This is a genomic window from Thalassospira sp. ABD4_177 (assembly GCF_056160125.1).
In genome coordinates, this window is sequence record NZ_JBSWWO010000001.1 from 477,863 (window position 1) to 492,646 (window position 14,784).

The 14,784-nt window shown below is 56.2% G+C and carries 12 protein-coding genes; 4 read left to right on the forward strand and 8 right to left on the reverse strand.

Translation table 11 applies throughout. The features are described from left to right. Positions 1–144: 144 nt before the first annotated feature. Positions 145–939, forward strand: coding sequence for a class I SAM-dependent methyltransferase (locus ACXAF0_RS02275; protein WP_475343270.1), 795 nt, complete (start codon positions 145–147; stop codon positions 937–939). A 2-nt stretch (positions 940–941) separates the two neighbouring features. Here ACXAF0_RS02275 and ACXAF0_RS02280 read toward each other — a convergent pair whose 3' ends face one another. From ACXAF0_RS02280 to ACXAF0_RS02290, 3 genes are all read right to left on the reverse strand, one after another. Then, complete coding sequence (locus ACXAF0_RS02280) at positions 942–1,400, reverse strand: OsmC family protein (RefSeq protein WP_475343274.1); 459 nt, start codon at positions 1,398–1,400, stop codon at positions 942–944. A gap of 17 nt (positions 1,401–1,417) precedes the next feature. After that, complete coding sequence (locus tag ACXAF0_RS02285; protein WP_475343275.1) at positions 1,418–2,026, reverse strand: GntR family transcriptional regulator; 609 nt, start codon at positions 2,024–2,026, stop codon at positions 1,418–1,420. 142 nt (positions 2,027–2,168) lie between these two features. After that, on the reverse strand, positions 2,169–4,535 hold the full coding sequence (locus tag ACXAF0_RS02290) for an alpha/beta fold hydrolase (RefSeq protein ID WP_475343276.1): 2,367 nt from the start codon (positions 4,533–4,535) through the stop codon (positions 2,169–2,171). 320 nt (positions 4,536–4,855) lie between these two features. Between ACXAF0_RS02290 and ACXAF0_RS02295 the strand changes: the two genes are divergently transcribed. Next, a complete protein-coding gene (locus ACXAF0_RS02295; RefSeq protein ID WP_475343277.1) occupies positions 4,856–6,151 on the forward strand; it encodes an MFS transporter in 1,296 nt (431 codons plus the stop codon). Between the two features lie 59 nt (positions 6,152–6,210). Further along, positions 6,211–6,780, forward strand: coding sequence for a CHAP domain-containing protein (locus ACXAF0_RS02300; RefSeq protein WP_475343279.1), 570 nt, complete (start codon positions 6,211–6,213; stop codon positions 6,778–6,780). Positions 6,781–7,317: 537 nt separating this feature from the next. Here the strand turns inward: ACXAF0_RS02300 and ACXAF0_RS02305 are convergent. After that, a complete protein-coding gene (locus tag ACXAF0_RS02305; RefSeq protein WP_475343282.1) occupies positions 7,318–7,971 on the reverse strand; it encodes a GntR family transcriptional regulator in 654 nt (217 codons plus the stop codon). Positions 7,972–8,110: 139 nt separating this feature from the next. Between ACXAF0_RS02305 and ACXAF0_RS02310 the strand changes: the two genes are divergently transcribed. Further along, on the forward strand, positions 8,111–10,597 hold the full coding sequence (locus ACXAF0_RS02310; RefSeq protein ID WP_475343283.1) for a plasma-membrane proton-efflux P-type ATPase: 2,487 nt from the start codon (positions 8,111–8,113) through the stop codon (positions 10,595–10,597). 69 nt (positions 10,598–10,666) lie between these two features. Here the strand turns inward: ACXAF0_RS02310 and ACXAF0_RS02315 are convergent, their stop codons facing one another. The 4 genes from ACXAF0_RS02315 to ACXAF0_RS02330 are packed head-to-tail and all read right to left on the reverse strand — an operon-like array spanning position 10,667 to position 14,620. After that, the gene (locus ACXAF0_RS02315; protein ID WP_475343285.1) at positions 10,667–11,416 is read right to left on the reverse strand and encodes a proteasome-type protease; all 750 of its coding nucleotides are present in this window, start codon (positions 11,414–11,416) and stop codon (positions 10,667–10,669) included. A gap of 15 nt (positions 11,417–11,431) precedes the next feature. Continuing rightward, a complete protein-coding gene (locus ACXAF0_RS02320) occupies positions 11,432–12,250 on the reverse strand; it encodes a transglutaminase family protein (protein WP_475343287.1) in 819 nt (272 codons plus the stop codon). Between the two features lies 1 nt (position 12,251). Beyond that, positions 12,252–13,199: an alpha-E domain-containing protein gene (locus ACXAF0_RS02325; protein ID WP_475343289.1), complete on the reverse strand. Its 948-nt coding sequence runs from the start codon at positions 13,197–13,199 to the stop codon at positions 12,252–12,254. A gap of 17 nt (positions 13,200–13,216) precedes the next feature. After that, positions 13,217–14,620: a circularly permuted type 2 ATP-grasp protein gene (locus tag ACXAF0_RS02330; RefSeq protein ID WP_475343292.1), complete on the reverse strand. Its 1,404-nt coding sequence runs from the start codon at positions 14,618–14,620 to the stop codon at positions 13,217–13,219. Positions 14,621–14,784: the final 164 nt, after the last annotated feature.

Consider the following 14,784-nt stretch of genomic DNA (forward strand, 5'->3'; position numbering starts at 1 on the left):
ATTGCCTGCGGAGGGATTTACCAGTTATTGAGAATGAAAATCAATATTTTTCGCAATGAAAATGCAAATCATTTGTTCGTTGGGATGCGCAGTTTTCTTTGTGATAGTAAAAAAACCATAGTTTCGCCGAGAGCAGAGCAAAACATGAATCAGGCTCGCAACTACGATCTGCGCGAAGAGATCAAGGAATACTGGTCGATGCGCGCAGAAACCTTTGATCAGCAGCCCGGACACGAAATCTTTTCAGAGTCCGAGCGCAGTGCATGGCATGCCCTGTTTGAGCGCCATTTTGGCAAGGGTGACGGGCGCAAGGCGCTTGATCTGGCCAGCGGTACTGGCGTGATCAGCCATCTGATGCATGATCTTGGTTTTGATGTGACCGGCATGGACTGGTCGGAAACCATGCTTGAAAAGGCACGCGCAAAATCAAAGCAGCGCGGATCGAATATCCGCTTCCTGCTGGGCGATGCCGAAAGTACCCTTGAAGATGACGACAGCTATGACGTGATCGTCACCCGTCATCTGGTCTGGACGCTGGTTGATCCGGCGGCGGCCTTTGCCGAATGGTTCCGGGTGCTCAAACCCGGTGGCAAGCTTCTGGTGGTTGATGGTGATTTCGTCTCTCCGACCTGGGCGACGAAATTCAACAAGGCGATGGCAGGTTTCCTTGAAATCGTGGGTCTGCGTAAACCGGTTGAAACGGTTGCGCACATGAAGACCCACCAAGACATTCTCGCCCGCGTGCATTTTTCAAACGGGGCACGGGCCGATGACGTCAAAGCCATGCTGGCCCGGACCGGGTTTGATCCGATTTCGATCGATTTCGATCTGAAGCAGATCCACAGTGCTCAGAAAATGCACATCAGCTTTGCCAAGGGCCTAGAACGCGGTGTCCAGCACCGCTATGCGATCTGTGCGCAAAAGCCGGTTTCAAACTGACTTCAAGCGGCTTCGACCATGACTTCCGTTTTGACCGAATTGGCCAGAAAGCAGGCCTCGTGTGCGCGGTGATGCAGGTTGGCGACAAGTTCTGCGTCGGGTGCCCTGCCGCCATAACGGATATCGGGGCGTAGCGTTACTTTGGAGATCATGGTTTTGCCATCGACGTTTTTCATCTCGCCCATCGCCGCATCGGCATAATGATCGACTACCAGTCCGGCATCGGATGCGAAATGCAGGAAAAATAGCATGTGACAGCTTGAAAGAGTCGCTACAAAGGCTTCTTCCGGGTCGACATTTTCTTCCAGTGAATAGGGCAGCGGCACCACATGCGGGGATGAAGAGGCCGGGACCTCGACCCCGCCATCAAAGCGCCAGACATGACCTCGTGAATAACGCCGGTCGGTGAAAATTTCGCTGTCCTTGCGCTGCCAGATGACTTCTGCGCCAAAACTGCTCATGTGGGGCTCCTTGGTCTTCAGGATTGATCAATCGGGATCAGGGTTCCGGCGGTGACGCCGATATGGGTGCTCAACACCTTGCATGCGGTGGCGATATCGCCGGCCTCAAGGGCAGCAAGGATCTGTTGATGTTCTTCATAAAACGCGCTTCGCGGCCGCGATCCCTTGGGTTGCAGGGCATAGGCGCGCTTGGCCTCGCCGCGAAATCCCTCAATCATCGTCAGCAGCCTTTGATTGCCGCACGCGCCATAGAGGGTCGCGTGAAATTCCTGATCGAGTTCCGCCAGCATGTCGGGATCGTCTTCCTCAAAAAGATCTGCGTTCAGGCGTTTGGCCTTGCGCAGGGCTGACGGGCTCAGATTGGGGGCGGACAGCTCAAGGGCCGTGACCTCAAGCGAGATGCGAATTTGGCAAAGCTCGCGGACGTCTTTTTGCCGAAGGCCGGTGACGGCAAGGCTTCTGTCCGGACGTTTTTCAAGCAGGCCGGATTCATGGAGCCGTTCAAGGGCGTGGCGGATCGGCTGGCGACTGACGCCAAAGCGCGTGGCGAGGCTCTCCTGCTTAAGCACCGTTCCGGGCGGCAAGCTCCCGGCTTCGATTTCTTCTCGAAGTGCCTGTGCAATCATATTTGTATCCATGGATCCAAATTATGACGGGGCGGGTTTTTCGTCAAGAAGAACTGCGGGCGGGTCGAAGGTGTTTGGGCGTCGAAGGGCTAGGTCGCGCGGTCGTTCGCGGAGTGTGCCAATACGGCGACGCCACCCGCAATCACTCGGCGGGGATGGCTTCCGTCTCCCGATCCGCTGTATCGCAGTGATTTTGGACAAACGTGATGATGCGGGTATGGGCATCGTCGATATCCTCATTGACGATGCCGTGGCGCTCGGATTTCAGCATCTGGACGTCGATCTCGGCGGTTTTGTTTTTGCTGGTGGCAAGGCGTCGGATCATGCTGGCGCTGGCGCTGGCGGGGTCGACGACCTTGTCCCCGTCCCCCTGCAGGATCAGGGTCGGGCAATCGAGATCGGGCAGGCGTCGCTGCATCTCGGCCACGGTCTGGCGCAATTGATGCAGTCCGCCAATCGGGATGTTGCGGTAATTGATGTCGGGATGTTCGGATTCGTTGGGTCGGAAACTCAGCAATTCCTGTGCGGACGGCATCCAGCCCATCAGCTTGTTCGCACCATAAAGCAACGGCACAAACATCAGATTACGATTGCGGAATTTAAGCGGCGTGCCCGCCAGAACAAGTGCGCGCAGTTTTTCGGGTTTGTCAGCGGCATGGATGGCAGAAAGTGCGCCGCCAGTCGAAAAGCCGACAATGATCACCTGATCACAAAACGGGCTGAGGATTTCATAGCCGCGCCGGACCGATGCCAGCCAGTCGGTCCATTTGCGTTTTTGCAACTCATGGGGTGACGTGCCGTGCCCGGCAAGCCGAACCCCCATCACCGCATGACCCATGGCCGCAAACTTGTCGCCCAGATCGCGGAGTTCCGCCGGTGACGCCAGAAAGCCATGCACCAGCAACACACCACAGGCAAAACGCGTCTGCCCGTTGGGCAGCAGCAAATAGGGGCGGCTATCGGCGGTCGCGGTTTCCTGACTGTTGATTGCGTCGTATTTCGGTTTCTGGAATTTGCTGTGGTTCCATTGCCAAGCGAGAATTTCATCATCAAAGCGACGCCGGGCGATGTCGGTCGGGCGTAGATGGTCGACCTCGATCCGCGCGCGTTCGAGTGCCTGCCAGGCGGAATGGATCGGTGCCATTTCGTTGGCATAAACCATGATCGGATTGTCCATGCGGATCTGATCAAAGTTGGCCTCGGCCTGCAATTTTGGCAGGAAACAGTATTTCTGATCGCGCCGTTCAATCAGGCCCAGCTGCACCGCACTGTCGATAAAGAAGCGGATTTGTGGGCAGTTGAGTTCGAAAATGCCGACATAATCGGCCGGATTGCGCATGCCGCGATGCAGATGGACATTTTCGGCCTGCTGGATGTTCTTGATCGCCAGATAAAGGGTGCGGTCAAAATGGCTGATATCAATCTCGGTCACGCCATCCTCAAGCCACATCATGATCAGGCGCGATGCCAGATGACTGACATTGATCGTGAGGTTCGAATACATCACTGACATGCAATGATCGCGCAGCGGTTTGATATTGCGCGTAATGGCAAATTGCGGAATGCGCTCGGTGATCCTTTCAAGGCTCTTGGCCGGTTTGAACAGGTCATCCATGCAGGCGGCCTGTTCCACCCGCTTGGCCAGCAACCGCCGATCAAGCCAGTTGAACTGATCGCGTGGATCGACCGGATTGCCAAGGCGGATGTCCATGTCGGTCTTCTTGAACATCAGATTGCCTTCGATGATCATTTCCTCGGCCATTTTGGGGCTGAGCCCGCCGGTAAACATGTCGGCGGCGCGGGCCAAAAGGTTCTGATCCACACGCAGTGGATGGAAGGTGATATTGGCCGGAAACATCAGGGTCGGCTTGGCTAGGGTTGCGCGCAAATCATCTTCGCTGCGCTCCAGAAGGGCCGCCCAGCGTTTGAGTTCATCGGTTTTGCCCTTCTCGATCAGGGTGGAAAGCCCGATCTTGAAGCCATCAATACAAAGCCCAAGCAGGGCGGCACCGGTGTGATGTGCGCGTCTTGTATCAGCCGATCTGGAATAGATGCTGTAATCCGGGCGTTTGTGGTGTGGCCGGGTATCGGTCAGAACCCGGCGATCTTTGACCATGCCACCTTCGGGAAAGACCACGACCTTGCCACCGCGCAAAATCTCCTCGGCGAGAAAGGGCAGAAGGCGCTCATAATCATTGGGCACGCCGCCCAAGGCGCGCAAATAGCGTGAAAAGCTGTTGTCCTGGGCAAAAAATTCGCCCGATGCGATGGATCTGCAATAGACACCGGTTTCCAGCGCGATCAGGAATTGCGGGATAAAGGTTTCAAACCGGGCGAAGTGGTTGAACATGAAAATGTCGCCCTGCGACAGATGGTCGCGCGGGCCGTGCATCTTGATATTGATGTCGATATTGGCGCGCAATGCCGTCATCGCGCGAATGGTCCATTCGCAGGTCTTCGGGCTGATGGCGAATTTTTCACGTTCGATATCGCGGAATGTCTGAACCATGCTTGGCAATATCCCGGCCAGGGCGGAAACCCTGATATAAGGCGTTGGTTTCTTGGACGATTTTATCTGTTATTGATGACTTTGTGCTTAAGATAGATATGTGTCGCACTTCCCGGTTTTGGAAGGCGTGCCGTCTTCGATTTGCGAAGATTTGGTGCCAGAACGATCTGTCTTTACTATAATCCCCGGATCTTTCGGGCCGTACCCTGCCCGCATGCGCCTGTCAAAACCGGATCGGTCGTCATCGCCGCGTCACCAACCTGGCACCATATTGATGATCAAGAAACCCGGTTTATCCCGCCCACCGACAAGGAGGCCTCGTGCCCGTTCCTGACTCCGACCCTGCCCCAGATCCGGATCAATCCAGCCAAGCTGCCAAGTCGGGCGCGGCACAAGGATCGATTTTTTCCGATCGCAATTTCCTTTTGTTTCTGGTCGGGCAATGCATCACGACCCAGGGGCTGTGGATTCAGAAAATCGCCATGTCTTGGCTGGCATGGTCGCTGACCGGGTCTGCTTTCTGGACCGGTATGATCGCAGCCCTTAATTTCGCGCCGGCCTTTTTCCTTGGGCCGATTTTCGGGGTGATTGCGGACCGGGTCGATTTGCGGCGGACAGCCATGCTGATCAATCTTGGTCAGGCGGGTGTTTCGTTCCTTTTGATGGGCTTGTCCTTTGCCGACATGATGACCCTGCCCTGGATGGTGGTGTTGGCAGGATCGATGGGGATTCTGGGCAGCGCGATGACACCTATTCGCCTGTCGCTGGTGCCTGTGATTGTGCCGCGAACTTTCATGAACCGGGCGGTGGCCTATGCGGCGATGAATTTCAATATTTCGCGGCTGGTCGGACCGGCGGTGGGTGGTGTCGTGATTGCCACCTGGGGCACCGGGGCGGCGTTCATGATCAATGCGATCAGTTATCTGCCGATGGTGTTTGTCATCTCGGTCGTGACCATTCATATGGAACGCGCACCGGATGCCAAAAGCCGACGTATCTGGACGTCGCTTGTTGATGGGGCGCGTTATGCGCTGAACCATTCGATGATCCGCTCGGTGCTGGCGCTTTCCTGTTTCGTTTCGTTGGTCGGGACCGGCATGGTCGAACTGATGCCGGTCTTTGCCGAGGCGGTCTATGATCGCGGTGTGACCGGGCTTGGCATGTTGGCATCAAGTGCCGGGATCGGGGCGGTGACATCGACCTTTATCCTGTCGCGGATTGCTTCGGATGCCATTGCCTATCAACGGGTGACCATTATCGGGGCCTTTGCCGCAGCCATCGGCATGACGGGACTTGGGTTTGCGCCGTGGTACGAGCTTGCGGTGGTTCTGGTGGCCCTTACCGGGGGTGGTTTGACGCTGGTTGGTGTCGGCTCGCAGACGGCCTTGCAGCTTACGGTGGATAATCGCCTGCGCGGTCGGGTGATGAGTTTCTGGAGTGCCACCAGCTTTGGCGGCATGGCGCTTGGCGGGACGTTGTTGGGCGCGATTTCCGAAGCGGGTCATATTCAATATACCGCGCGCGGCTCGGGTATCCTGATATTGTGTGCGGCCTGTGTCGGGCTTTGGCGGGTGTATCGCATCGGGGCTTTGCCGCGTGCTGGTGTGTTGCGGTAAAGGATTCTTAAGGCCTGCCATCCTATGGTGATCCATCGTGAGAAGATGGGGATTTCCTGATGCGTTTGGTTGGTATTGTCGGACTGTGTTTGTTGCTTTCGGCCTGCTTTAGTACGGGCAATACCGCAAGTCGTCCGACGGGCCCGATGCCAAGTGATACGGTGCAATCGGTTGCCAGTGTCACCATCCCGTCCTCACCGCTGAACAACTTTGCCCCGACCAACAAGTTCCTGCAATGCGTGCCTTACGCGCGCGAAGTTTCCGGCATCCAGATCTATGGTGATGCTTGGACCTGGTGGGGCCAGGCCGGTCAGAAAAACTTCCAGCGCGGCAACCGTCCGCAAGTCGGTGCCGTCCTTGCGCTACGCAAGACATCGCGTCTCAAGCTCGGTCATGTGGCGGTGGTCTCTGCCATCCTTGATGATCGCAAGATCCTTGTGAATCACGCCAACTGGGGCAGCGATTCGCGTACGCGCGGTAAGGTGCATTACCGGCAGCCAGTGGTGGATGTATCGCCGAATAATGACTGGTCGGAAGTCCGGATGATGAACACGCTTGGTTCATTCGGGAGTGTTTATCCGGCCCACGGCTTCATCTATCAGCCGCGCGAAACCGCCGAGGCGAACTAGGCCATCGGCTCCGGCGTCGAGGCGAGCGCCAGATATTCCCGCATCACAAAAGAAAAGTGGCGAAGCCCCCACGGATAGAGAGCTTCGCCAATTAAACCCGTGCGGGCGGCACGGGTTCGGGGGTTGAACCCGACAAGCTGTTCGGAGGGCCGTTGTGGCCGGGCGGGCATCATTGCGCAGTGCGATGATCACGGCGCATTTCAGTGCGGCATTCGCCGCGTAAATGTCATCCCGATCCCGTTCGATACAGCTTGAATTCGATATTATCTATAAAATGACGTTTTCTACGTTAATTACGCCGCGATCCCGCGTTGAAATCAACGCCAAAATGACCTTTTAGTCGCTGTTAGAGGCGTATTTTCAGATGATGATATCTAGGTAATTGATTTTTATAAATAAAAATTATCTATAAAATATCGTGATTTAGCCGCTGTGACAGTCTGGTCGTGCGCAAAGGTGCCCGTTCGCTCTGAATCGGGTGGCATTACACGTACATTTGCCGGTTTTTGGGGTCAGATAACGGGGAAACGGTCGGTCTTAGTTTGGCGCCATCGGGCGCCCGACCTTGCCGGATTTATTGCCGATCCATTTGACGTGACGGGCAAGGGTCGCAGCGGCGACGTCGATTTGATTGCTGCGCAGTGCGGCCAGGATCGCGCGGTGGTCCTGATCGGTCGGGGCTTCCCATTCCATGCGAAAGCCTGAAAACAGAAACCGCGCGCTGGCGGCATGCAGATCATCAATCGATGCCAGCAGGCGCGGCATGCCACACGGTTCCAGGATCACCCGGTGAAACGCCTTGTTGGCTTGCTCCCACGCCTGGACGTCGGCGGCGTTTTCGCCGTCCCGGTTATGGGATTCCGCCTGATCAAGAATTTCGGGGGTAAGATTGGGGGCAGCATGGCGCAGTGCCAGCACTTCAAGGGATGCTCGCATTTCAGCAACTTCACGCACTTCGGCAATGTCAAAGCTGGCAACCCGAACGCCACGGCGCGGTTCACTGACAGCAAGACCTTGCGCTTCGAGCCTGCGAAAAGCCTCGCGGACGGGAACGTGACTGGCGCCGAATTCCTCGGCGAAATGGTCCTGACGCAGTTTCATGCCCGGTTCAAACTCACCGGAAATAATCCGCTCGGCCAGGGCGCGGGTAATGCGGCCTGCGACCGTGGTGTCTGTGCTGCGTTTTGTCATATTTTATAGATAATTTGTGACAATTGATTTGTCGACCAGATTGATGTGCAACAATGTTGTGCGGTGCAATATAATCTAGAACTATTGGCGTTCCCGATATCGTCCACATAACGTCCACCGGGGCTCAGAGGGCACCATCATGATGGAACAGACGACCAAACGTGATTTTCCCGAAATTGATCCATCCTTGCTGCAAACAGACCCGAAAACGGGGCTCGGCGCAGAGGACGTAAAACGCCGGACCGAGCAGTTCGGCGAAAACCGGCTCAAGGATGATCAGACCAGTGCGCTCAAAAAGCTTCTTTCATTTTTCTGGGGGCCGATCCCGTGGATGATCGAAGGGGCCGCCATTCTGTCAGCCGTGGTACAGCACTGGTCAGACTTTACGATCATTATGGTGATGCTGGTGCTCAATGCCGGGGTTGGCTTCTGGCAGGAATTCAAGGCTGATAACGCCATTGCGGCACTTAAGCAGCGCCTTGCCCCGGATGCCCGCGTTTTGCGCGATGGCGCCTGGTCGGATCTTCCGGCACGGGAACTGGTGCCGGGCGACCTTATTCGCATCAAGCTGGGCGATATCATTCCCGCCGACGCCAAACTGTTGGCGGGTGATTATTTGCGGGTTGATCAATCCGCTCTGACTGGTGAGTCGCTGGCAATTGATATGAAGGTCGGGGATGAGGTCTATTCCGGCGCAGTGGCGCGTCAGGGGCAAATGACCGCCATGGTGACGGCGACCGGCATGGCGACCTATCTTGGCCGGACAGCAAGTCTGGTCAAAGGGGCCGGCAAGCAATCACATTTTCAGCGCGCGGTTTTGCGCATTGGTAACTTCCTGATCCTGATTACGCTGGGTCTGATTGCACTGATCATGACCGTCGCCCTGCATCGCGGCGACCCATTGATGGAAACGCTGCTGTTTGCCCTGATCCTGGCGGTGGCGGCCATTCCGGTTGCCTTGCCAGCGGTTCTGTCAGTCGCACTGGCGGTCGGGGCCGAAAAGCTGGCACGGATGAAGGCCATTGTTTCACGACTTGTGTCGATTGAAGAACTGGCAGGCATGGACATCCTGTGTTCTGACAAGACCGGCACCTTGACGCAAAACCATCTGACGGTCGGAACACCGGTTCTGATTGACGCCGAAGATGAAGACGCGGTCATACGCGCGGCAGCCCTGGCGTCAGAGGCCGACAGTCACGACCCGATTGATAGCGCGGTCTTTGCCACCCTTGGCGATACGGCAAAGCTTGATGGCTATGACGTCACCATCTTCCGGCAGTTTGATCCGGTGCGCAAACGGGCCGAGGCCGAAGTCACCCGGGACGGAAAGACCATTCTGGTGGCCAAGGGCGCGCCGCAGGCGGTTCTCACGCTTCTGTGTGGGGATGAGCGATCCGATATTGAAAGTGTCGCGGCCTATCGCCCGGTGATGGACGCAATCAAAACCATGGCAGATCACGGATATCGTGCCCTTGGCGTGGCGCAGCGTGGGGCGGGCGACAATTGGCAGTTTCTGGGATTGCTTCCGCTGTTTGATCCGCCGCGCGAAGATGCGGCATCGACAATTGCCGAGCTGCGCAGCAAGGGTGTTGATATCCGCATGATCACCGGCGATCACGAGGCGATTGGTCGAGAAGTTGCTGGTGAATTGGGCTTGGGCCAGAATATCCTGCCTGCCGATGCGGTGTTTGACCGCAATAATCAGGCCCGTGATCCGGTGATGATCGAACAGGCGGATGGCTTTGCGCGTGTCTTTCCCGAACATAAATACGCGATTGTCCGTCAGTTTCAGGATCGCGAACATATTGTTGGCATGACCGGCGACGGGGTGAATGATGCGCCCGCGCTCAAACAGGCCGATATCGGTATTGCGGTGTCAAACGCCACTGATGCGGCGCGCGCAGCGGCCGATCTTGTTCTGACCGCGCCGGGGATTTCGGTGATCACCAGCGCGATTGAAGAATCGCGGCGTATTTTTGAACGTATGGGCAGTTACGCGACCTTCCGGATTTCCGAAACGATCCGCGTTTTGCTGTTCATGACAATTTCGATCCTGGTGTTCGATTTCTATCCGGTGACAGCGGTGATGATCGTGTTGCTGGCACTGCTCAATGATTTTCCGATCATGATGATCGCCTATGACAATGCCGATGTTGCCGAGCACCCCGTGCGATGGAATATGGGCAATACGCTGACCATGGCATCCCTTCTGGGGGCCATCGGGGTGGTTTCATCCTTTACGTTGCTATGGGTTTCGGAAATCTGGCTGCACCTGCCCCCGGAAGAGGTCCAGACGTTGGTGTTCCTCAAGCTTCTGGTGGCAGGGCATCTGACGATCTATCTCACCCGGCACAAGGGGTTCTTCTGGCAGAAACCCTATCCCAGCATGAAACTGTTTCTGGCAACCGAGATCACGCAGGTTATTGGCACGTTGGCCGCAGTATATGGCTGGTTCGTACCGCCGATTGGCTGGTATCACGCGCTGGTGGTCTGGGGCTATGCGCTGTGCTGGTTTGTGGTCGCAGGCATCATCAAGGTCTGGGTCTATCGCCTTCTGACCCATCGGCATCAAAGCCATCACAGCCATCTGGCCCGGGTTGAAGGGTTCCTGCATCGCGGCAGATAACACTGGCATGCCCATAAACAAAAAGCCGGACCATTTGGGTCCGGCTTTAAATCTCGCGACTGATCGCGCCTATTCGGCGGCGATGTCGCAATGCTCATCTGGCATGTCGGCAAAGGCATCGCGCAGTGCATTTGACCAGGCTTCCGACAGCGCACGGAAGCCCCGGTCATCGGCCTCAATGCGGCGGATTTCGGAAAACTGGCAGATGTCATCAGGCAGCACCGCCAGATCAAGCGGCATGCCGACCGACAGGTTGGAGCGCAGCGTTGAATCCATCGACAGCAACACCGCCTTCACCCCGTCCTGTATCGGCGTGTCGGGTGTAATCACGCGATCAAGGATCGGTTTGCCGTATTTATGCTCGCCAATCTGAAGATAGGGCGTGTCGGATGTCGCTTCGATGAAGTTGCCCGCGGCATAAACCAGAAACAGGCGTTGGTCGCCACCCTTGCGCTGCCCGCCAATCATGATCGAGGCCGCACTGCTTTCATGATGCTGTTCAAGCGTGTCATGGTATTTCAGCTGAACCTTGCGCATGGCTTCGCCGACCAGTTCGGCGACGCGGAACATGCTGGGCGCGCTCAGGATGCAGTTGCCCGGTTCGGTGTCGGGATCGTCAATGGCCTCAAACAGGGTGCTCATTACCGCCTGGGTGATGGCAAGATTGCCAGCCGAAAGCGCGACAATCGCGCGTTCACCGGGGACTTCCCAAGTGAACATCTTGCGATAACGCGAAATGTTATCAAGGCCCGCATTGGTCCGCGTGTCCGAAAGGAAAACCAACCCTTCGTTCAGCATCAACCCGACACAGTAGGTCATCTTTTTGTAGTCCGATTATTGTTGTGACTGCGAAATGACGACTGTTACATCCAAATTCTCATTCGCGCCACCAGTATGTACACCACGCACGGGTGTTGCGACCTGTCCATCAAGCCCCGCCCCGAGCCGGATGTAATAATCGGTCGGGCAGCACTTGTTGGCCGGATCAAACCCCACCCAACCAAATTCCGGCAGATGCAGCTCCGCCCATGCATGGGATGCCTCATGCGGTTTGCCTTTGTGATCGGCAAACAGATATCCCGATACATAGCGCGCCGGAATGCCAAGATGGCGGGCCGCCGAGATCAGAACATGGGCATGATCCTGGCAAACCCCCTTGCCATCGGCAAGCGCATCGGCTGCCGTAGTATGGACGTGGGTTGTGCCCGGGGCATATTCAATGGCCTCTGCAACGGCACCGGCAAGACCGTGTGCCAGATCAAGCATCGAGCCATCCTTGGTCTTCTTGGCGACCTTGTCGGCAAGTTTGCGGATGGCGGCACTTGATTTGGTCATTGGCGTGGTGCGCAGGAACACAGCCGGAAAGGCACGTTCCTTGTGACCGCGCAAAACACCCGCGGTGTCGGTTGTTTCCACTTCGCCCTTCACGACGATTTCAATCGCCTCGACCGGGCCGTTCGAGGTCAGCGTGCTGATGACATCGCCATTGCCATCGGTGAATTCCGATCCGATGGCGCATCCCTCGGCCGTGATCGACCAGTTGATGATTTTCTGGCCTTCGAATTCAGCCGGGGTCAGCTTCAGGCTTTGCACCGCATGATAGGCCGGGCTTTCATAGCGGTAATGGGTTCTGTGTTCGACGTTCAAGCGCATCTTACTGCCCCCCGAAATGATAGGCATCAGCAATCGCCAGCGACAGGATGCGGTTGCGGCCCTGGAAATCGTTCAGGAATTCATGCAGCCCGGTCGAGAAGATCTCGTCCATGTCGCTTTGCGTCAGCAGGGAATATATCTCGACCGCCTGACGATGCACGCTATGGCGTTGGCCATAATGGCGGGCAAGCCGTTCAAGATGCTGGGTAATCTGTTCGGCACAATGGGCAAGTGACCGTGGGCTGAACGGATTAAGGATCAGGAAATGCGCAATCCGGTGCGGCGAATAATCATCGCGATAAACCCAGTGGAAGGCGCGCAGTGATGACGCTGCGCGCAAGACCGTGGTCCATTGATAGTTATCGACACCATCGCCAACCATGCTGGTTTCCGGCAGCAGGACGTAATATTTGACGTCAAGAAGTCGCGCGGTGTTATCGGCCCGCTCGATATAGGTGCCCAGACGGATGAAGTCATAACCGTCATTGCGCAGAATGGTGGAATCTGTGGCGCCACGGAACAGCGCGCCCTGCTTTTTGACCCAGTCGATGAATTCCGGCAGCTCATTCTTGGCCAGATTGTGCATCGACGGGCGCCTAAGCTCCATGATCGCATTGTTCAATGCTTCCCACATTTCTGCGGTAATGGCGGTGCGCATGGCGCGCGCATTGGCACGTGCATATTCAAAGCAATTGATGATCGATGAATGGTTGTCACGGTTAAAGATCAGGAAATTGGCGACCTCTTCCTGACGCAGCGGCGCATCGGGATCATACCCCGCCGCGCAACCCGATGCGGACAGGACCGATTCCCATTCCGACCGGTTGCCGCTTGCAGCTGCGGGCATAAGGGCCATGCGATAGCCCATTTCCATCAGGCGGGCCATGTTTTCAGCCCGTTCAACATATCTCGACAGCCAGAAAAGGTTGTCTGCGGTACGACTAAGCATCTCTCAACCCTTTCCTTTTAATCGCTCATGATCCAGGTGTCTTTGACACCGCCGCCCTGCGACGAGTTCACGACAAGCGACCCTTCGCGCATGGCAACACGGGTTAACCCGCCCGGTGTCAGGCGGACATCATCACCGACAAGGCAAAACGGTCGGAAATCGACATGTCTGGGGGCGATCCCACTTTCAACGAATGTCGGGCAGGCCGACAGTGACAAGGTCGGTTGGGCGATGAAATCGCCGGGATCGGCTTCGATCCGTTTGGCGTAGGCGGCTTGTTCTTCCTTGGTCGATGCCGGTCCGACCAGCATGCCATAGCCCCCCGACCCGTGGACTTCCTTGACCACAAGTTCGCCAAGATGCTCAAGAACGTATTTCAGGTTATCGGGCTTGCCGCATTTCCAGGTCGGGACGTTATTAAGGATCGGTTCCTGGCCCAGATAGAAACGGATCATATCAGGCACAAAGGTATAAACCGCCTTGTCATCGGCAACACCGGCCCCCGGTGCCGAACAGATCGCCACCCCGCCGGACCGATAGACATTCATCAGGCCGGGAATGCCCAGAACCGAGTCCGACCGGAAGCACAGCGGATCGATATAGGCATCGTCAATACGACGATAAATCACATCAACCCGGGCCGGGCCGCGTGTGGTGCGCATATAGACCCGGTCTTCATGGACGAACAGGTCCTGTCCTTCGACCAGCTCAACCCCCATCTGATCGGCCAGGAAGGAATGCTCATAATAGGCGCTGTTCATCGCACCCGGGGTCAGAACCACAATGTTGGGGTCGCGGTCACATTTGCGCGGCGCGATGCTTTTAAGGGTCTTAAGCAGCATGTCCGGATAGCTTTCGACCGGCTCGATCCGCAGGCTTTTGAACAGATCGGGGAACATGCGCATCATGATTTCACGGTTCTCAAGCATATAGGACACGCCCGATGGCGTGCGGCAGTTGTCTTCGAGAACATAGAAATCTTCGGGCCCGGTACGCACGATATCGACACCGACAATGTGGCTATAGACATTGCGCGGCGGATCAATGCCGATCACGGCCGGTTCGAACGCCTCGTTGCGAAACACCAGATCCGCCGGGACAATGCCGGCCTTGATGATTTCAGCATTGTGATAGACGTCATACAGGAACGCATTCAGTGCCCGGGCACGCTGTTTGACGCCGCGATCAAGCTTGCGCCATTCCTGTGATGTGAAGATGCGCGGAATCAGGTCAAAGGGAATAAGCCGTTCAGGATCGCCACCCTCGCCGTAAACGGCAAAGGTGATGCCGATCTTGCGGAAAAGGGTTTCGGCTTCAAGGCGCTTTTGTTCGAGAACCTCGGGGCCGCTTGCTTCCATCCAGTCAACCAAAGCGCGATAAGGCTCGCGAATTTGGTCGTCTACACTCATCTCGTTGAACATGCATACTCCCCTTTATTACCCTTTGATTAAAGGGTGCAGGGTGAGGACGGTCAAGGATGTTCAAAGTTGAAATGACATATTTTTCAGCAAACTACTGATCTGCTGAAAAAATAAACTTGGTGATTAAAGGGTTTGTACAAAAAACGGGCGGACTTTCGATCCGC

What these genes read in the sequence shown, in the direction of transcription:
- ACXAF0_RS02315 (WP_475343285.1), bottom strand. Translation starts at nt 11,416, where the DNA reads ATGACCTACTGTGTCGGGTTGATGCTGAACGAAGGGTTGGTTTTCCTT.
- ACXAF0_RS02325 (WP_475343289.1), bottom strand. Translation starts at nt 13,199, where the DNA reads ATGCTTAGTCGTACCGCAGACAACCTTTTCTGGCTGTCGAGATATGTT.
- ACXAF0_RS02305 (WP_475343282.1), bottom strand. Translation starts at nt 7,971, where the DNA reads ATGACAAAACGCAGCACAGACACCACGGTCGCAGGCCGCATTACCCGC.
- ACXAF0_RS02275 (WP_475343270.1), top strand. Translation starts at nt 145, where the DNA reads ATGAATCAGGCTCGCAACTACGATCTGCGCGAAGAGATCAAGGAATAC.
- ACXAF0_RS02280 (WP_475343274.1), bottom strand. Translation starts at nt 1,400, where the DNA reads ATGAGCAGTTTTGGCGCAGAAGTCATCTGGCAGCGCAAGGACAGCGAA.
- ACXAF0_RS02330 (WP_475343292.1), bottom strand. Translation starts at nt 14,620, where the DNA reads ATGTTCAACGAGATGAGTGTAGACGACCAAATTCGCGAGCCTTATCGC.
- ACXAF0_RS02300 (WP_475343279.1), top strand. Translation starts at nt 6,211, where the DNA reads ATGCGTTTGGTTGGTATTGTCGGACTGTGTTTGTTGCTTTCGGCCTGC.
- ACXAF0_RS02290 (WP_475343276.1), bottom strand. Translation starts at nt 4,535, where the DNA reads ATGGTTCAGACATTCCGCGATATCGAACGTGAAAAATTCGCCATCAGC.
- ACXAF0_RS02285 (WP_475343275.1), bottom strand. Translation starts at nt 2,026, where the DNA reads ATGATTGCACAGGCACTTCGAGAAGAAATCGAAGCCGGGAGCTTGCCG.
- ACXAF0_RS02310 (WP_475343283.1), top strand. Translation starts at nt 8,111, where the DNA reads ATGATGGAACAGACGACCAAACGTGATTTTCCCGAAATTGATCCATCC.
- ACXAF0_RS02320 (WP_475343287.1), bottom strand. Translation starts at nt 12,250, where the DNA reads ATGCGCTTGAACGTCGAACACAGAACCCATTACCGCTATGAAAGCCCG.